This is a genomic window from Klebsiella sp. CB_Kp196 (assembly GCF_040061575.1).
Classification (GTDB): Bacteria; Pseudomonadota; Gammaproteobacteria; order Enterobacterales; family Enterobacteriaceae; genus Klebsiella; species Klebsiella michiganensis.
In genome coordinates, this window is the sequence record NZ_JBEAFH010000034.1 from 222,566 (window position 1) to 240,959 (window position 18,394).

The 18,394-nt window shown below is 53.7% G+C and carries 15 protein-coding genes and 2 tRNA genes; 9 read left to right on the forward strand and 8 right to left on the reverse strand.

Features of this window, described 5'->3' with window-relative positions; all coding sequences use genetic code 11:
• The first annotated feature begins 196 nt into the window (after positions 1–196).
• Positions 197–268: a membrane protein YpdK gene (ypdK, locus tag ABLU87_RS08985; RefSeq protein ID WP_077777854.1), complete on the forward strand. Its 72-nt coding sequence runs from the start codon at positions 197–199 to the stop codon at positions 266–268.
• A gap of 41 nt (positions 269–309) precedes the next feature.
• On the opposite strand, the gene alaC is transcribed toward ypdK, so the two are convergent.
• On the reverse strand, positions 310–1,548 hold the full coding sequence (gene alaC, locus ABLU87_RS08990) for an alanine transaminase (protein WP_009654875.1): 1,239 nt from the start codon (positions 1,546–1,548) through the stop codon (positions 310–312).
• 398 nt (positions 1,549–1,946) lie between these two features.
• Here alaC and ABLU87_RS08995 point away from each other — a divergent pair, with 398 nt between their 5' ends.
• Entirely contained in the window at positions 1,947–3,626 is a 1,680-nt protein-coding gene (locus ABLU87_RS08995; protein WP_183129307.1) for a sensor histidine kinase, read from the forward strand.
• Between the two features lie 11 nt (positions 3,627–3,637).
• The gene (locus ABLU87_RS09000; protein WP_025106647.1) at positions 3,638–4,381 is read left to right on the forward strand and encodes a LytTR family DNA-binding domain-containing protein; all 744 of its coding nucleotides are present in this window, start codon (positions 3,638–3,640) and stop codon (positions 4,379–4,381) included.
• A gap of 44 nt (positions 4,382–4,425) precedes the next feature.
• Here ABLU87_RS09000 and glk read toward each other — a convergent pair whose 3' ends face one another.
• Entirely contained in the window at positions 4,426–5,391 is a 966-nt protein-coding gene (gene glk / locus ABLU87_RS09005; protein ID WP_004852938.1) for a glucokinase, read from the reverse strand.
• Between the two features lie 253 nt (positions 5,392–5,644).
• Between glk and ABLU87_RS09010 the strand changes: the two genes are divergently transcribed.
• Positions 5,645–6,880 (forward strand): ion channel protein, encoded by a 1,236-nt coding sequence (locus ABLU87_RS09010; protein ID WP_122116649.1) that lies wholly within the window; start codon positions 5,645–5,647, stop codon positions 6,878–6,880.
• Here the strand turns inward: ABLU87_RS09010 and ABLU87_RS09015 are convergent.
• Positions 6,877–8,538 (reverse strand): thiamine pyrophosphate-binding protein, encoded by a 1,662-nt coding sequence (locus ABLU87_RS09015; RefSeq protein ID WP_046877197.1) that lies wholly within the window; start codon positions 8,536–8,538, stop codon positions 6,877–6,879. The two genes, ABLU87_RS09010 and ABLU87_RS09015, sit on opposite strands and share 4 nt — an antisense overlap.
• 176 nt (positions 8,539–8,714) lie before the next feature.
• Here ABLU87_RS09015 and mgrA point away from each other — a divergent pair, with 176 nt between their 5' ends.
• Together mgrA and ABLU87_RS09025 are read left to right on the forward strand one after the other, a co-directional pair.
• On the forward strand, positions 8,715–9,707 hold the full coding sequence (mgrA, locus tag ABLU87_RS09020) for an L-glyceraldehyde 3-phosphate reductase (RefSeq protein WP_196942055.1): 993 nt from the start codon (positions 8,715–8,717) through the stop codon (positions 9,705–9,707).
• 130 nt (positions 9,708–9,837) lie between these two features.
• Entirely contained in the window at positions 9,838–10,188 is a 351-nt protein-coding gene (locus ABLU87_RS09025; protein WP_014230302.1) for a DUF2502 domain-containing protein, read from the forward strand.
• Between the two features lie 42 nt (positions 10,189–10,230).
• Here the strand turns inward: ABLU87_RS09025 and ABLU87_RS09030 are convergent, their stop codons facing one another.
• A complete protein-coding gene (locus ABLU87_RS09030) occupies positions 10,231–11,466 on the reverse strand; it encodes an Nramp family divalent metal transporter (RefSeq protein ID WP_004852949.1) in 1,236 nt (411 codons plus the stop codon).
• Positions 11,467–11,812: 346 nt separating this feature from the next.
• On the opposite strand from ABLU87_RS09030, the gene ABLU87_RS09035 reads away from it, so the two are divergent.
• Positions 11,813–13,015 (forward strand): NupC/NupG family nucleoside CNT transporter, encoded by a 1,203-nt coding sequence (locus tag ABLU87_RS09035; protein WP_004104312.1) that lies wholly within the window; start codon positions 11,813–11,815, stop codon positions 13,013–13,015.
• A 42-nt stretch (positions 13,016–13,057) separates the two neighbouring features.
• On the opposite strand, the gene ABLU87_RS09040 is transcribed toward ABLU87_RS09035, so the two are convergent.
• The 3 genes from ABLU87_RS09040 to ABLU87_RS09050 all read right to left on the reverse strand — a co-directional run bounded on the left by ABLU87_RS09040 (position 13,058) and on the right by ABLU87_RS09050 (position 15,632).
• Positions 13,058–15,238 carry an EAL domain-containing protein gene (locus ABLU87_RS09040; protein ID WP_122116648.1) on the reverse strand — a complete coding sequence of 727 codons (2,181 nt, stop codon included), beginning with the start codon at positions 15,236–15,238 and terminating at the stop codon, positions 13,058–13,060.
• A 201-nt stretch (positions 15,239–15,439) separates the two neighbouring features.
• Positions 15,440–15,515, reverse strand: a tRNA-Ala gene (locus tag ABLU87_RS09045).
• 41 nt (positions 15,516–15,556) lie between these two features.
• Positions 15,557–15,632: transfer RNA gene (locus ABLU87_RS09050), tRNA-Ala, on the reverse strand.
• A 219-nt stretch (positions 15,633–15,851) separates the two neighbouring features.
• Between ABLU87_RS09050 and ABLU87_RS09055 the strand changes: the two genes are divergently transcribed.
• Positions 15,852–16,205, forward strand: a complete 354-nt coding sequence (locus tag ABLU87_RS09055; protein ID WP_004852968.1) for a YfeC-like transcriptional regulator — start codon at positions 15,852–15,854, stop codon at positions 16,203–16,205.
• Between the two features lie 4 nt (positions 16,206–16,209).
• Positions 16,210–16,602 (forward strand): YfeC-like transcriptional regulator, encoded by a 393-nt coding sequence (locus ABLU87_RS09060; RefSeq protein ID WP_048260632.1) that lies wholly within the window; start codon positions 16,210–16,212, stop codon positions 16,600–16,602.
• Between the two features lie 59 nt (positions 16,603–16,661).
• Here the strand turns inward: ABLU87_RS09060 and gltX are convergent, their stop codons facing one another.
• Positions 16,662–18,080, reverse strand: coding sequence for a glutamate--tRNA ligase (gltX, locus tag ABLU87_RS09065; protein ID WP_014230306.1), 1,419 nt, complete (start codon positions 18,078–18,080; stop codon positions 16,662–16,664).
• Positions 18,081–18,394: the final 314 nt, after the last annotated feature.

Consider the following 18,394-nt stretch of genomic DNA (forward strand, 5'->3'; position numbering starts at 1 on the left):
ACTAAAAATTAATAAAAAAATGGCTCTTGTTTCCCTCATTTTTTAGGCGTACATTAGCGCCATCTGGAGCCGTTTACGCTCAGAATTTACAGCTACCGCCCGCTGATAAAGCGTCGTTTTCGTGAGCGATAGCTGAGCAGGCAATGAAGAGCAAATTCATTTAAGGCGTCTCGCCGAGAGCGCGGAGTGATGAGTCGTGAAATATTTCTTAATGGGCATTTCTTTTATGGTCATCGTTTGGGCCGGTACTTTCGCCCTGATGATCTAGCTTTAACGGTGTTAAAAAAAGGAGCCTCTCGGCTCCTTTTTTTATTCGTGGCTTTCGCTGGTTAACTTAGCCGACGCGGGAAGCAGCCCGTCGGCACGGAACATCGATTTTATGCCGCGCACCGCCTGGCGGATACGATCGCGGTTCTCAATTAACGCGAAGCGTACATGGGTATCGCCATAGTCTCCAAAGCCAATGCCCGGAGAAACGCAGACTTTTGCATCCTGCAGCAGCTTTTTAGCAAACTCCAGTGAGCCCATCGCCGCATACTGCTCTGGGATCTTCGCCCAGACATACATTGACGCCTTCGGACATTCCACCATCCATCCGGCCTCATGCAACCCTTTCACCAGCACATCGCGACGACGTTTATACTGCTCGGCAATGTCGCGAACGCACTGCTGATCGCCTTCAAGCGCGGCAATCGCCGCAACCTGTAGAGGGGTGAAAGTGCCGTAATCGTGATAGCTTTTAATGCGCGCCAGCGCATTAACCAACGTTTTGTTACCGACCATAAAGCCGATACGCCAGCCCGCCATATTATAGCTTTTAGAGAGCGTAAAGAATTCGACGGCGACATCGCGCGCGCCGGGGACCTGCATGATAGAGGGCGCTTTCCAGCCATCGTAAACAATATCGGCATAGGCCAGATCGTGCACCACCAGCACGTCATAACGCTTCGCCAGCGCCACGACTTTCTCAAAGAACTCCAGTTCGACGCACTGTGCGGTCGGGTTGGAGGGGAAACCGAGGATCATCATTTTCGGCTTCGGGTAACTCTCACGAATCGCGCGCTCAAGCTCGTTGAAGAAATCCACGCCTTCGACCAGAGGTACCGAACGTACCTGGGCTCCGGCAATCACCGCACCGTAAATATGGATGGGATAGCTGGGATTTGGCACCAGTACGGTATCGCCATGGTCAAGCGTCGCCAGCATCAGATGCGCGAGCCCCTCTTTTGAACCAATGGTGACTATCGCTTCTGATTCCGGATCGATCTCAACGTTATAGCGCTCTTGATACCAGCGAGAAATCGCCCGGCGCAGGCGCGGAATGCCGCGGGAAGTAGAATAGCCGTGGGTATCGGGACGCTGGGCAACGGTGCAGAGTTTCTCAACGATATGCGGCGGGGTGGCGCCATCGGGGTTACCCATGCTGAAATCAATAATATCTTCGCCGCGGCGTCGCGCAGCCATTTTTAGTTCAGCAGTGATATTAAAAACGTAAGGGGGGAGACGATCGATACGCGTAAAACGGCGTTCAGGACTGAATTCAGCCATAGATTCCTCGGATTAACGTTAGCGCCCGGACCGTCCGAGCGACGCTGCTGCCTGTGCAGCACGTTTAGAAAATAACCCGAAAATTTTCCTGCTGTCGAGAGGGGCAGAGAAAAATAATTTCTGGCGATAAAAACGGGCATCAGTACGACTAAATACGGCAGCAACGTTCTTTCCCCTCCTCGCCTACTACATCAAAATTAACATGCTGATATCTTTAATTTTACTTAAATGCTTGCTCATCCGTAGACGCTATTGAATCGCGGGTGTTTGTTATTAATCCCCTTTTATTTGTAAGACTTTTCCCTATTCATGCCTTCAGCTGGCCTTCTGCCGCGAGGTTTTCTATCATGTTGCTTTCTCGCGATTAACACGGCGCACACATGCACGAAATATTTACTATGCTGCTGGCGGTTTTTGACCGCGCGGCATTAATGCTGATTTGTCTCTTTTTCCTCATTCGCCTGCGCCTGTTTCGTGAACTTCTGCATAAATCCGCGCACACCCCTAAAGAATTGCTGGCCGTTACCGCGATCTTCTCTCTCTTTGCCCTCTTTAGCACCTGGTCAGGCGTACCGGTCGAGGGATCGCTGGTCAACGTGCGTATTATCGCGGTCATGTCCGGCGGGATCCTGTTCGGCCCGTGGGTTGGGGCTATTGTCGGCGCGATCGCCGGCGTACATCGCTACCTGATTGATATTGATGGCGTCACCGCCGTCCCCTGCTTTATTACCAGCATTGTCGCCGGTCTGCTCTCTGGTTTTATTGGTCGTAAAGTGCCGAAAGCCCAGCGCTGGAAAGCGGGGATCCTCGCCGGGATGCTATGCGAAACCTTAACCATGATTCTCGTGATCGTGTGGGCGCCTTCATTCGCGCTGGGGATAGACATCGTGTCTAAGATTGGTATTCCGATGATCCTTGGCAGCGTATGTATCGGCTTTATCGTTTTGCTGGTGCAGAGCGTTGAGGGGGAAAAGGAAGCCAGCGCCGCCCGTCAGGCAAAACTGGCGCTCGACATCGCCAACAAAACTCTCCCGCTATTTCGCCACGTCAACAGCGAGTCCCTGCGTCAGGTATGCGACATTATCCGCCGCGATATCAGTGCCGATGCCGTCGCGATTACCAATACCCAGCACGTGATGGCCTACGTCGGCGTCGGGGAAATCAACTACCGCGATAACGATGACTTTATCAGCCCAACGACGCAACAGGCGATCCGCTATGGGAAAATCATTATTAAAAACAATGATGAAGCTCATCGCACGCCGGAAATACACTCTATGCTGGTCATTCCGCTGTGGGAAAAAGGCGTCGTCACCGGTACGCTAAAAATCTATTACTGCCACGCACACCGCATCACCTCCTCATTGCAGGAAATGGCGGTAGGCCTGTCGCAAATCATCTCTACGCAGCTGGAGGTTTCCCGCGCTGAACAGCTGCGTGAAATGGCCAATAAAGCCGAGCTGCGGGCGCTGCAAAGCAAAATCAATCCCCATTTCTTATTTAATGCGCTGAACGCCATTTCATCGTCGATTCGCATGAATCCGGACACCGCGCGTCAGTTAATTTTTAATTTGTCGCGCTATTTACGCTACAACATTGAATTAAAAGATGATGAACAGATAGATATCAAAAGGGAGCTGTATCAAATCAAGGATTACATCGCGATTGAACAGGCTCGCTTCGGCGACAAGCTGACGGTGATTTATGATATTGATGATGAAGTCAGCTTTATGATCCCCAGCCTGCTAATTCAGCCGCTGGTGGAGAATGCTATCGTCCACGGGATTCAGCCCTGCAAAGGAAAAGGCGTGGTGACCATTAGCATCAATGAGTGCGGGAATCGGGTACGAATTAGCGTTCGCGATACGGGGAACGGTATCGACCCTGCGGTAGTAGCGAGGGTAGAGGCTGACGAAATGCCGGGAAATAAAATCGGTTTACTCAATGTTCATCACCGGGTCAAGCTACTGTACGGGGAAGGACTGCATATCCGACGCCTGACGCCGGGGACCGAAATTGCCTTCTATGTGCCAACCCAACACGCGCCCCAGGTGGCTACGGAGTCGCTGCTGTCATGAGCGGAGATAAAATGAAGGTCATCATTGTGGAGGATGAGTTCCTCGCGCAGCAAGAGCTCACCTGGTTGATTAACACCCATAGCGAAATGGAGATTGTCGGCACCTTTGACGACGGTCTGGATGTGCTGAAGTTTTTACAGCACAACAAAGTCGACGCCATTTTTCTCGATATCAATATTCCATCTCTGGATGGCGTACTGCTGGCGCAAAACATCAGCCAGTTCGCGCATAAGCCCTTTATCGTTTTTATTACCGCGTGGAAAGAGCATGCGGTGGAAGCCTTTGAGCTGGAGGCGTTTGATTATATTCTCAAGCCCTACCAGGAATCGCGCATTATCAACATGCTGCAAAAGCTGACCGGCGCCTGGCAGCAACAGCAGCAGGTCAGCGCCGGTAGCGGGGCAGCGGCCAATCCAGCCAGGGAAAACGACACGATTAATCTGGTTAAAGATGAACGGATTATCGTCACCAGCATCCACGATATTTACTACGCGGAAGCGCATGAAAAGATGACGTTCGTTTATACCCGCAAGGAGTCCTTCGTGATGCCGATGAATATCACGGAGTTCTGCAACAAGCTACCGCCGGCGCACTTTTTCCGCTGTCACCGCTCGTACTGCGTCAACCTGAACAAAATTCGCGAAATCGAACCCTGGTTCAACAACACCTATATTCTGCGGCTACGCGACCTTGAGTTTCAGGTTCCGGTAAGCCGCAGCAAGGTGAAAGAGTTTCGCCAGCTCATGCATCTGTAGAGGATTTACCCGAATAATCATTTTATTCGGGTAAGAGACGGGGCTTACAGAATCTGTCCCAGAGTCTGACGCAGGTGCGCGCCGGAGCCCAGCAGTCCCGGATTGTCGTGGACAATCAGATAGACCGGAATATCCTGGACGAAGGCTTTAAATCGGCCTTTATCTTCAAAACCGCCGCGAAAGCCGGAGGCTTTGAAGAATTCAAGGAAGCGCGGCACGATACCGCCAGCAATATACACGCCGCCAAAGGTGCCGAGGGTCAGCGCCAGGTTACCGCCAAATCGGCCCATAATGACGCAAAACAGCGACAGCGCGCGGCGGCAATCGATGCAGGTATCGGCCAGCGCGCGTTCGGTCACATCTTTAGGCTGCAGATTTTCCGGTAGACGCCCGTCAGACTTCACGATCGCATGGTAAAGATTAACCAACCCCGGCCCAGATAAGACGCGTTCAGCGGAGACGTGCCCCAGCTCGCTGCGCAGCTCTTCGAGAATAATGCCTTCCTCTTCGCTATTGGGGGCGAAATCCACATGGCCGCCCTCACCCGGCAGGCTCACCCAGCGCTTATCAACGTGTACCAGATGAGCAACGCCCAGCCCGGTACCGGCGCCGTAGACGGCAATCGGCTTGCCTTCCACCGGTTCCGCGCCGCCAAACTGAATCAGATGTTCAGCTTTTAGCATGGGGATCGCCATCGATACTGCGGTAAAATCGTTAATGATTTCCAGATGCGAGAAACCCAGGTTCTTTTTCATCTCAGCGATAGAAAATGCCCAGGTGTGGTTGGTCATCGCCACCCAGTCACCGGTAATCGGACAGGCGATGGCAATACAGCCGTCTTCTACCTGGACGTTATGCTCTTCCAGATAGACCTGAACAACGGCTTCAAGACTGGGATAATCGAGCCCGGAATAGGTCTTAGCACGGGAGATCTCCCCGCTTGCCAGATCGCATAACGCCAGACGAGCATTCGTTCCGCCAACGTCCCCTACTAAAGCAAATTTTGTCATTCCGTTACGGCTCCGCTAAAGTCAAAATGATTCTTTGGCACACTCTAAATTCATGACGTCCTAACAACAACGACCAACGCATAAGCGCCCTTTGTTTAGCGACCTACGTCACAGTTAGGCTGTAATTTATGAAATTATTGTGCGGCCGATTGTCAGGCCAGCTCTTTACTTTATCGTTTCAGCACCATTTGCGCCAACGACCTTAACGCCCCCGGGCAAAGTAGTGCGTCGAAACCTTCAGAAGGATATTTTCATGCTGCACCCGCGCGCCAGAACGATGCTGTTGTTATCGATACCCGCAATCGTGATTGGTATTGCTGCCAGCCTGGTCTTGATTGTGGCGATGAAAACGGCAGCCATGCTGCAGAATATTCTCTGGAGTAGCCTGCCAGGATTGCTGGGTATGAACGCCAGCGGCCCTTTCTGGACGATAGCTATCCTCACCGGCACCGGCATCGCCGTGGGCCTGGTCGTACGTTTTAGTCCTGGTCACGCCGGACCCGATCCGGCCACCGAGTCACTCATTGGCGCACCGGTGAGTCCCGGCGCTCTGCCCGGCCTGCTCGCTGCGCTGATCGTCGGCCTGGCGGGCGGCGTTAGCCTCGGGCCGGAGCATCCTATCATGGTGATTAATATCGCCCTCACGGTGGCGCTTGGCTCCCGCCTTTTCCCGCGAGTCAGCGCGCTGGACTGGACGATCCTGGCGTCCTCCGGCACTATCGGGGCGCTATTTGGCACGCCTGTTGCCGCGGCGCTGATCTTTTCGCAAACGCTGAACAGCAGTAACGATGTCCCGCTTTGGGACCGACTCTTCGCTCCCTTACTTGCCGCGGCGGCGGGCTCTCTGACCACCGGGCTGTTTTTCCATCCTAACTTTTCGTTACCTATTGCGCACTACGAGCGGTGGCAGCTTGTCGATATCTTTAGCGGGGCTATCGTGACGCTGATTGCTATTGCCGTCGGCATGGTTGGCGTTTGGTGCCTACCGCGCCTATACGCGCTGATGCAGCGGCTGAAAAATCCGATCTTAACCCTCGGTATTGGCGGATTTTTATTGGGGATCCTGGGCGTCGTCGGCGGGCATATCACGCTGTTTAAAGGCCTGGATGAAATGCAGCAATTAGCCTTCAGCCAGACCTTAACCGCCAGCGATTACATGCTTATTGCTTTGGTGAAGCTGGCGGCGCTGGTACTGGCGGCCGCCTGTGGTTTTCGCGGCGGTCGAATTTTTCCGGCGGTGTTCGTCGGCGTCGCGCTAGGCCTGATGCTTCACGCGCACGTGGATGCCGTGCCGGCAGCCATCACCGTTTCCTGCGCCATCCTCGGACTGACGCTGGTAGTGACGCGTGATGGCTGGTTGAGCCTGTTTATGGCAGCGGTCGTGGTGCCCGATTCCACGCTGCTTCCGCTGCTGTGTATCGTCATGCTTCCGGCCTGGCTGCTGCTGGCCGGTAAACCCTTGATGATTGCCAGGAAGCGTGGAGATTAAACCCGGCTGTTTCTCTCTTCCAGCGCCTGAGTGACCGTGCGCAGAAAGTCGGGAATATCCATTTTTGGCAGCATCACCTCCACCAGCGTCAGCCTGTCTGAGGCGACGCTGCTATTCATCGCTTCCTGCAGTTCGTGGGTGCGCGTCACTCGCCAGCATCGGGAAGGGACATCCGGCGCAAAAGCGTCAGGCAGGCGATTCCAGTCCCAGAGCGCAATATCGTTATAGCGCTGCTCGGGGCCGTGAATCGCGCGCTCGACCGTATAGCCTTCGTTATTGAGCAACAGGATCAGCGGGCGCTGCTTATCTCTGAGCATCGACCCCAGCTCCTGAATAGTTAACTGCGCAGCGCCATCGCCAACAATCAGCACCACCCTTCTGTCCGCTGCCGCGATTTGCGCCCCGTAGGCTGCCGGAAGGGTAAAGCCTATCGATCCCCATAGCGGCTGGACAATCAGCGTTGCGTCAGCGGGCAGCTTAAGCGCGGCGGCGCCAAAAGCGGCCGTCCCCTGATCGGCAAGGATAATATCTCCCGGGCGCAGCTGTTTCTGCACCGTACTCCAGAAGTTTTTCTGCGTCAGGCTCCCCTCTGGCGCGCCGCTGACGCCCGGCGCCTGAACATTTGGCGCATGCCATTCTGCCGCCAGGCTGGCAGAGAGTTCGATCAAGACATCCAGCGCCTTTTCCATCGGTACCCGGCTAAACCAGCGATCGCCAACCCGAACGGCGAAGGGCTGGACCTCTATTGTTTTTTCCTGCGGAAGGTGTTGGGTGAAACCGGCGGTAATGGTATCGGTAAAACGCGTGCCGACGCAGATAATGGTATCCGCGCTTTCAATGGCATCGCGGGTATCCTCTGCGCTGGCTATCCCGCTATAAGTCCCGACGAACCCAGGCTGCTGCTCATCAAAAAGCCCTTTGCCCATCAGCATCGTGGCGTAAGCAACCGGCACCTTCGCCACCCACTCTCGCAGAGCGTTTTGTAGTCCATAGCGCTGGGCGAGGAAATCCGCCAGCAGCGATACGCGACGGCTGCTTCTGAGCATCCGCTCGGCATGCTCGCGGAACCCGGCCAGCTGGTTCTCGTCGGCGGGCAGCGTGTGAATAAGCAAGCGGTGAGCTGGCGGGGTGGCCTTTGCTTTGGCCACATCGGCCGGCAGCATGAGATAACCGGGGCGATGCTGGGTCAGCATTTCACTCAGTACCCGGTCTATTTCATGACAGGCATTTCCCGCCGCCAGCACCGCCTGAGAGCAGGTAATATGTTCACTCATACGCGAAAAGTGGCTGAAATCACCGTCGCCAAGCGTATGGTGCAGCAGCTCGCCGCGCTGCTGTGCGCCGGTACAGGGAGCGCCGACGATATGCAGGACCGGTACATGCTCAGCGTAGCTCCCGGCAACGCCGTTGAGCGCGCTCAGTTCACCGACGCCATAGGTGGTCAACAGCGCGCCCGCGCCCTTAATGCGCGCATAGCCATCGGCGGCATAGGCGGCGTTTAGCTCGTTAGCACAGCCTACCCACCCTAAGCTCTGCTGCGCGATAACGCTGTCGAGAAACTGTAAATTGTAATCACCCGGTACGCCAAACAAGCGGTCTATGCCGCAATCTACGAGACGATCCAGCAGATAATCGCCAATGGTATAAGTCGGTTGCATATCCTTACTCTCCTCTCGTGCAGGTAAGTTGAGTATTGAATAAGCAGGTGCGCTGTCCAGATTGCGCTCAACAATGGCGGTGGAAAGCAAAATTTACGCCTTCAGGGTGTGTACTCCGCGGCAAACATTCTTTAGTGTAAACGTATACACAACCCTGTTTTATCTGCGGAGGAAGTATGGTTTACCAGGCAAACGCCACGCGATATCAAACGATGGAGTACCGCCGCTGCGGTCATAGCGGACTAAAGCTACCGGCGATTTCTCTTGGGCTTTGGCACAATTTTGGCGACGAAACGCGGGTGGAAACCAGCCGCCAGCTTCTGCGTCACGCATTCGATCTCGGCATGACTCATTTTGATTTAGCCAACAACTATGGGCCACCGCCGGGTTCGGCGGAGAGTCATTTTGGCCGCATCCTGAAAGAGGGTTTTTTGCCCTATCGCGATGAACTGATTATCTCCAGTAAAGCCGGTTACACCATGTGGGACGGCCCCTATGGCGACTGGGGATCGCGCAAGTACCTGATTGCCAGCCTCGACCAGAGCCTTAAGCGAATGGGTCTCGACTATGTCGACATCTTCTACCATCACCGCCCCGATCCCGAAACGCCGCTGCGGGAAACCATGGGCGCGCTGGACCACATCGTCCGCCAGGGGAAAGCGCTCTACGTCGGATTATCGAATTATCCGCTCGAACAGGCCCGGGAAGCCGTCAATATCCTTAACGATCTCGGCACGCCGTGTCTGATTCATCAGCCCAAATATTCGATGTTTGAACGCTGGGTCGAGGAGGGATTACTCGATTTCCTACAGAGCGCGGGGGTGGGAAGTATAGCGTTTTCACCGCTTGCGGGCGGCCAGCTCACCAACCGTTACCTGCACGGTATCCCGGCGGACTCCCGCGCCGCCAGCGGCAGCCGGTTCCTGCAACCGGAGCAGCTTACTGAAAGCAAGCTGGAAAAGATTAGTCAGTTGAATACGCTGGCCGAATCCCGCGGGCAAAAGCTCTCACAGATGGCGCTGGCCTGGGTACTGCGCGATGAGAAAGTGACGTCGGTACTGATTGGCGCCAGTAAAACTTCGCAGCTCGACGATGCGGTTGGCATGCTGGGAAACCGCCATTTCAGCGCCGAAGAACGGGCCACCATTGACGCGATCCTTGCGGTGTAAATTCATTGTTACTTTAGCAAAAAGTGCTCTCACTTGCGATTTAGGAGTTCCTCCGATGCGGCGGGGCTTTACCGCCCCGTAATATCAGGTTAACAGGCCGACAACGGCCCCGATCGTGAAGGAGAAGAGTATGTTCAGGTCACTGATTTTGGCTGCAGTGCTTCTGGCTTCAGCGCCATTGGTCGCTAACGCTGGTGAAATCACCCTGTTGCCATCAATAAAATTACAAATTGGCGATCGCGACAATTACGGTAACTACTGGGACGGTGGCGGCTGGCGCGACCGTGATTACTGGCGTCGACACTATGAGTGGCGCGATAACCGCTGGCGTCGTCACGACAACGGCTGGCATCGCGGCTGGGATAAAGGTAAAGCCTACGAACGCGGCTATCGCGAAGGCTGGAAAGATCGCGATGACCGACGCGGCGGCTGGGGGCGTGGGCCAGGCGGCGGACGCGGACATGGCCACGGGCATCATTAATCGCAAAAGGGAGCCATTCGGCTCCCTTTTTCATCGTCACGCTTAACTGAATATCGTTCCAATAATCAGCCAGCCGTTAAGCAGCACAACGACCGCAACTATCCCCCACCCCAGCAGTTTTACCCACCGGGAATTGACCAGGTCGCCCATTAACCGGGAATCGCTGGTGAATATCAGCAGCGGCACCAGCGCGAGGGCGATACCAAAACTCAGTAATACCTGGCTCATCACCAGAATACGCGTGGGATCCAGCCCCATTAAAATGACGATAAACGACGGCAGCATGGTGATCGCCCGGCGAAACCACAGCGGGATATGGAAGCGGATAAAGCCCTGCATTACCACCTGCCCTGCCAGGGTTCCCACAACCGTGGAGGATAAACCCGCCGCTATCAGGCTCAGACCAAAGATGGTAGCTGCCGCGTGGCTCAGCAAGGGCTCCAGCGTCAGATAGGCCTGATCGAGGTCGGCAATCCCGGTGTGGCCGTTAAAGTGGAAGGCGGCGGCGGCGGTCGCCATCATGGCCAGGTTAACAAAACCCGCGATGGTCATGGCGATGGCGACATCCCAGCGCGTGGCGTTATAGCGCTCTTTGCGCGTCCCCCCGTGCAGGTGCTGAGTGAGCGATGAGTGTAAGTAGATAACATGCGGCATGATGGTCGCCCCCAATACCCCGGCGGCAAGAAACACCGCTTCGCTGGTCGGCAGTGAAGGCACGATCATCCCTTTCGCCAGCGGTGCCAGCGCGGGCCGGGAGAAGATAAGCTCAACGACATACGCTGCGGCGACAAACAGCAGCAGCCCGCCTATCACTTTTTCCAGCGGCTTTTGACCGCGACGCTGCAGCATCAGAATCAGGAACGTCGCAATTCCGGTCAATACAGCGCCCTGAAGCAATGACACGCCGAGCACCAGCTTAAATCCGATAGCCGCGCCAATAAACTCGGCAAGATCGGTCGCCATAGCGATAATTTCGGCCTGCACCCAGTAGAACCACACCACAGGACGCGGGTAGTGGTCGCGAATTTGCTCCGCCAGATTTTTACCGGTGGCGATGCCCAGCTTCGCCGACATCACCTGAATCAGCATCGCCATCAGGTTAGCCCATACCACCACCCACAGCAGCTGGTAGCCAAAGCTGGCGCCGGCCTGAATGTTGGTGGCGAAGTTACCCGGATCGATATAGCCAATGGCAGCAATGAACGCCGGCCCCATCAGGGCGAGCTTAATCTTGCGCGCTGCGCGACCGCTGCTATTCTCAACGCGACTGTTGGTCATTTTCTGCCTCTGGAAATATAGCCTTTGCTATGTTTTATGCTATCAAAATGCGAATGATTATCAAGTTCATTTGGAGCGATGATAATGATTGCTGTGATAGGAGAGAACGATAGCGGGTTGGCAACGGAAAACCGGGGAACTGATAAACGCTTTTAATTAATCACCAGAATAGTACAACCGAGCAACTTTTAAAACCTTTACGTAACATAACAAAAATGCATGGTTGATCACTATTTTTGCCATTAGTCACATATCCTTGCAATAGTGTGTGCTGGCTCTCGTTTTCTTTGCGCTTGTTACATAGAATGTGCACAGAAATTTAACCTGCCTCATATTTGGAGCAAATATGGACCGCGTCCTGCACTTTATTCTCGCGATCGTAGTGGTGGCCATTCTGGCCCTGTTGGTTAGCCACAACCGTAAGCAGATTCGTATTCGTTATGTCATTCAGCTGCTTGTCATTGAAGTGCTGCTGGCCTGGTTCTTCCTGAACTCTGACATTGGTCTGGGTTTTGTGAAGGGCTTCTCCGAGATGTTTGAAAAACTTCTCGGTTTCGCCAACGAAGGGACAAACTTCGTCTTCGGCAACATGAACGACAAAGGCCTGGCGTTCTTCTTCCTGAAGGTTTTGTGCCCGATCGTCTTTATTTCTGCGCTGATCGGTATTTTGCAGCATATTCGTATTCTGCCTATCGTCATTCGCGCGATTGGTACCGTGCTGTCCAAAATCAACGGCATGGGCAAGCTGGAATCCTTTAACGCTGTCAGCTCGCTGATTCTGGGCCAGTCCGAAAACTTCATCGCCTATAAAGATATTCTTGGCAAGATGTCCCGCAACCGCATGTACACCATGGCGGCGACCGCGATGTCTACGGTATCCATGTCTATCGTGGGCGCGTACATGACCATGCTGCAGCCGAAATATGTAGTTGCGGCGCTGGTACTGAACATGTTCAGCACCTTTATCGTGCTGTCGCTGATTAACCCGTATCGCGTTGACGAAAGCGAAGAAAATCTGCAGATGTCTAACCTGCATGAAGGACAGAGCTTCTTCGAGATGCTGGGTGAATACATCCTGGCAGGCTTTAAAGTGGCGATTATCGTGGCCGCCATGCTGATTGGTTTTATCGCGCTGATTTCCGCGCTGAACGCCCTGTTCGCCACCGTCACCGGCTGGTTCGGCTATAGCATCTCCTTCCAGGGGATCCTCGGCTATATCTTTTATCCGGTTGCGTGGGTGATGGGCGTACCGGCAGGTGAAGCGCTGCAGGTAGGAAGTATTATGGCCACCAAGCTGGTTTCTAACGAATTCGTCGCCATGATGGATCTGCAGAAAGTTGCCGCCACGCTCTCTCCGCGTGCGGAAGGCATCATCTCTATCTTCCTGGTCTCCTTCGCCAACTTCTCTTCTATCGGTATCATCGCCGGCGCGATTAAAGGCCTGAACGAAGAGCAAGGTAACGTGGTTTCCCGCTTCGGCCTGAAGCTGGTGTACGGTTCTACGCTGGTGAGCGTGCTCTCTGCGTCTATCGCCGCGCTGGTACTGTAATTCGTCAGCGGTATCGCGAAAGCCGGGCAAGTCCCGGCTTTTTCATGCCCGCAGTTCGCTCAACGGCAGCGGCTTACCCACCAGATACCCCTGGAGATAATCGACGCCTAACTCGAGAAGCTTTTCCCGCTGCTCCGGCGTTTCAACGTATTCTGCCACCACTTTCATCTTCTTAACCTTAGCCATTTCAATAATGGATTTGACCATAATGGCGTCCAGCGGATCGGTCTCGATATCACGCACGAAGCAGCCGTCAATTTTCAGGATATCGGCCCGCAGGCTTTTCAGACGCTCGTAGTTAGCGTAGCCGGTACCAAAGTCATCAATCGCTATACCGCAACCGAAATCTCGCAGCAGCTGGATGTTATGCATGCTGGTCTCGACATCGGAAAACGCCTGCTCTTCGGTAACTTCAATCGTTATCGCCTCCGCCGACAGGTTATAGCGTTTAAACAGCGCGATGATTTGCGCCGCGCTATCCTTTTGCATCAGCGTATAGGGCAGAAGGTTGACGGAGAAATGCTGACCCTGATGGTGATTGAGCGAACTAAACAGCGTTTCCAGCACCTGCATATCAAAACGCTGGCTCAGGTTAAACTGCGCAATCAGCGGGATAAACCGATCGGGCGTAATGATGGTATTGCCGCAGCGCATACGACTCAGTATCTCGTAATACCCCTCTCCGGAGGCGTCCCGGATAGGCTGGGCGTACAGCACCAGCCCACGTTCGTTAAGCGCCTGCTTAATCTTCGCCAGCAGCCGTACCTGTTCGCTCGTTTGATCGGAAATCTGCTCTTGCGCCGCGTCCAGCGGTAATACGCGCCGCGCCGCGCCGGCCTGCTCCGATAACCAGCTAAGCTGACCAAGCATCGGGTGAAGCTCAGATTCTATGCCGCGGTAGCCGCCCCACGATGCGCCAAATTCCAGATCTAACGCCTGGTTATTCCAGCTAAATTTTTTATGGTTAAGCGTGGAAACAATATGACTTAACCGCGCCTCTGGCTCCGGCCCCTTCAGTACCAGCAGTAGCTCGCTGCCGGGGAGCTGAAATATTCGCTCGCCGGGAGCTAATAGCGGCTGTAGCTTCCGGGCTATCTGCCGTTTGCTCTCCACTCTCATCATCATGCCATAATGGCGGCTCAGGAAGTCCAGATTCTGAATGCGCAGGCTGCTGATGGCCACAGCAGGATTCCGCTGCAGGTGACTCTCCAGCGCGCGCAGATTCGGTAAACCGGTTAGCGGATCTTCTTCCGCCTGATCCCGCCATCTGAACTTCATTCTTTCACTGCGAGCGTAGATATCCGCCATATAAAACAGGCAGATAGTGAAACAAATGAGTACCGAAAGAACAAACGACAGTGAATATTCAGTTTGTACGCCGTGTAAAAAATTCTGGTTATACGCCACGAGTAAAAAGGCTGAAACGGACCATGAAATGCGAATCAGCGTATGCCCCAGGCGGCTAATACCAATGAAGTATAAAATGAAAATAAGCGGGACTAAATAACCGGCAATAAAAACAGAATCATAAGGCGTACACAGCACCAGTAATATTGCCGCCAGGGCCACAAACCAATACAACGTAAATACCCGCTGCTCGCCCGCCCGCCATGAGTGGCAAAGATTGCGCCAGAATGCTCGTGCATAACGTGGACTGATAATCATCCGCAACGGATAATAAAAGAATGTTGTGAAAATTAATGCGGCGCTAATCAGGCTTTGTATATCGATAATAGTGTAAATAACCGACATACTGCCGAAATAGCTGGATATTGCCAACGGAAAAGCAAAAAAACGCCCCGCCAGATACATGGTGACCTTCAAAAGGAGCGGTGCAAAAAAGCCGCTCCAAAAAATCCTCGCGCCCATATGTTTTGCCGTCAGCCCAGCGCGCCAGCGCCTTCCAAGCTGAAAGCGAACAATCGCGCAGGACAGGAAAACCGAGAAGAGCTGGCAAAATAGCAGGATCAGCGCCTGGGTTAGCGTCAGATCGATTATCCAGGCATTAGTGATCGCAAACGCGATAATCAATGGCGCAACGGCGTAGCGGCCAAAAATAAAAAGTACGGAATACATTAAGCTCAGCGGTAGCCATGCCAGATAAATTTGATTTCCGTCAATAATGGTTTGTGGGGAAATAAATCGGGACAGCGGAATTGCGATAAAGCAGACCAGGAGCGCCAGCAGAGTTTTTTTGATCTTAATGTTAAGATGATCAAGCATTATTGTTAATTAAAACTCCGGCTGCAATAAATATATTCAGGCAACAGATATTATGTTGCTTAATAAAGGCAGGCAAGATTTTAAATAGTGAAAAAATCTGAAATTACTTAACGCAGAGGTTTGCTGACTTATTCAGAGAATGCTTTACATTTCCTCCGCCAGACAAACAAAAAACCCCCGCCGTAGCGAGGGTTCCGAATTTGGTGGAGCTAAGCGGGATCGAACCGCTGACCTCTTGCATGCCATGCAAGCGCTCTCCCAGCTGAGCTATAGCCCCACAGGACCTCTTTACGAACCAAACCTGATGGGTGCAGGTGTTGGTGGAGCTAAGCGGGATCGAACCGCTGACCTCTTGCATGCCATGCAAGCGCTCTCCCAGCTGAGCTATAGCCCCGTAACGTAAAGCGTGTCGTGTTGACGGGCGGCATAATATGAATTCCTTCGCCAGGTGTCAACGGCAAAATCAATCCCGGCTATTTGATCGCTGAAAAAGCAGGCAAACGGCTGACATTGCGAGCCTTATCGCAGCCAGAAGTTAAACATGTCACTCTTTCCTTTAAAAGGATGCTATAACATGTGCAACTAATTCCCACATATTTACTCAGGAAATAGTATGCTCAAGGAACGAATGACACCTGAAGAAATAGCGCATCTGACTGGCTTCAGTCGGCAAACGATTAACAAATGGGTACGTAAAGAGGGATGGCAAACGTCCCCGCGCCCCGGCGTACAGGGCGGTAAAGCGCGCCTCGTACATGTTAATGAGCAGGTTCGCGAGTTTATTCGCAGCGCGCAGCGCGTGGCCGAAAACCCTGTCCCCTATTCCGCAACGGATAACGATCTCGAATCTCTGCTGCTTACCCTGTGTAAAGAGATGACGCCGGGAGAGCAAAAGCTGCTGATGTCGCTGCTGCTGCGTGAAGGGATCACCGGGTTACTCAACCGACTCGGTATTCGCGATCGGTGAAAGCATGATGAAACTTAAAGATAAAATGACCCCAGCGGAGCTCGCCGAGTGCCTTAACCTCGCCCGGCAAACCATAAACCGCTGGGCCAGAGAACAAAAATGGCGGACGGAACCGATCCCCGGAGTCAAAGGCGGACGCGCTCGTCTTATCGTCATCGACAGGTCGGTGATCGATTTCCTGGCAAATATCCCGGCGCTGCGGCATCTGACCATGGATAACCAGCTGGCGGAACCGCCCGTCAAATACTTTGTGAACGATGCGGACACAGTCTGGCGCCAGATTGTCGAGACCATGCACCTGATGACCCCAGCTGAGCAGCTGCACCTGCGGGATTTTCTTGCGCGCGAGGGGCTCAGCGGGTTTCTGTCCCGACTTGGCATTACTGATGCGAAGTAACGGGCAAAAAAAACGGCGGGGTTCGCTATCCCCGCCGTTTAACAATCGCTGTATCAGGATCAGGATTGCTGGCTTTCGCGCTCAGCAATAAAGGCCAGCGCCTTGTTGATACGTTCTACGCTACGTGATTTACCGATCGCATGGACGGTCACATCAAGCGCCGGAGACTGACCCGCACCGGTCACCGCGACGCGCAGCGGCATTCCCACTTTTCCCATCCCCACTTCCAGCTCATCGGCCGTCGCCTGAATCGCATGATGGACGTTTTCCGCCGTCCAGTCGCTTATGGCGGCTAATTTGTCGCGCACCACTTCCAGCGGCTGACGAGCAACAGGACGCAGATGTTTTTTCGCCGCATCGGCATCAAACTCGGCAAAATCTTCATAGAAATAGCGGCAGCTCGCCGCCATCTCTTTAAGGGTTTTGCAGCGCTCGCCCAGCAGCTTCACCAGCTCAGCCAGCTGCGGGCCGTTACGGGTGTCGATATTTTCCTGCTCAATGTGCCACTGTAAATGCGTTGCCACGTACTCCGGGGCCAGCGAGTTGATATAGTGGTGGTTCAGCCACTGCAGCTTTTCCGTATTGAACGCGCTCGCCGATTTGCTCACCGCCCCCAGGCTGAACAGTTTAATCATCTCTTCGCGAGAGAAAATCTCCTGGTCGCCGCTGGACCATCCCAGACGCACCAGATAGTTCAGCAGCGCTTCCGGCAGATAGCCGTCGTCGCGATACTGCATAACGCTGACCGCACCGTGGCGCTTGGACAGTTTCTTACCATCGTCGCCGTTAATCATCGAGACGTGGGCGTAAACCGGCACCGGCGCATTCAGCGCTTTCAGGATGTTAATCTGGCGCGGGGTATTGTTGATATGGTCTTCGCCGCGAATAACGTGGGTGATTTCCATATCCCAGTCGTCAACCACGACGCAGAAGTTGTAGGTTGGAGAACCATCGGTACGGCGGATAATCAGATCGTCCAGCTCCTGGTTGCTGAATTCGATCGGACCGCGGATCTGGTCGTCAAAAACAACGGAACCCTCTTCCGGGTTGGCAAAACGGACGACGCAAGGTTCGTCATCAGCATGATGTTCGTGGCCATGGCGGCAGCGACCGTCGTAGCGGGGCTTCTCGCCTTTTGCCATTTGCTCTTCACGCAGCGCTTCCAGACGCTCTTTAGAGCAATAGCATTTATAGGCCGTGCCCGCTGCCAGCATTTCATCAATAACGGCGTTGTAGCGATCAAAACGCTTGGTCTGGAAGTACGGACCCTCGTCCCATTCCAGGCTCAGCCAGTTCATACCATCCATAATGGCTTCAATGGCCTCCGGCGTGGAGCGCTCAAGATCGGTATCTTCAATACGCAGCACAAACTCACCGCCGTGATTACGTGCAAAAAGCCAGGAATAGAGAGCAGTACGCGCGCCGCCAACGTGCAGATAGCCTGTCGGGCTGGGCGCGAAGCGAGTTTTGATTTTCATGAAGTGGCCTTACGTTTGATAAAGGTGCCGACACGCGGCAGTGTTCGTTGGATTTTATGGAGGAATATTCTAACACCGTGGGCTGATTCCTCAATGTTGTTACCGTTTCAACGTCACGCTTTCCCCTTTTTGTTTATAAATCATGCGCCACGGATGACATTGCGATCGTTTTGTTTAATTTTACGACGAACAAACAAATTATTTAGAAAAGGCGTTGACTCATTTTCAACTCTCCCTATAATGCGACTCCACACAGCGGGGGTGATTAGCTCAGCTGGGAGAGCACCTCCCTTACAAGGAGGGGGTCGGCGGTT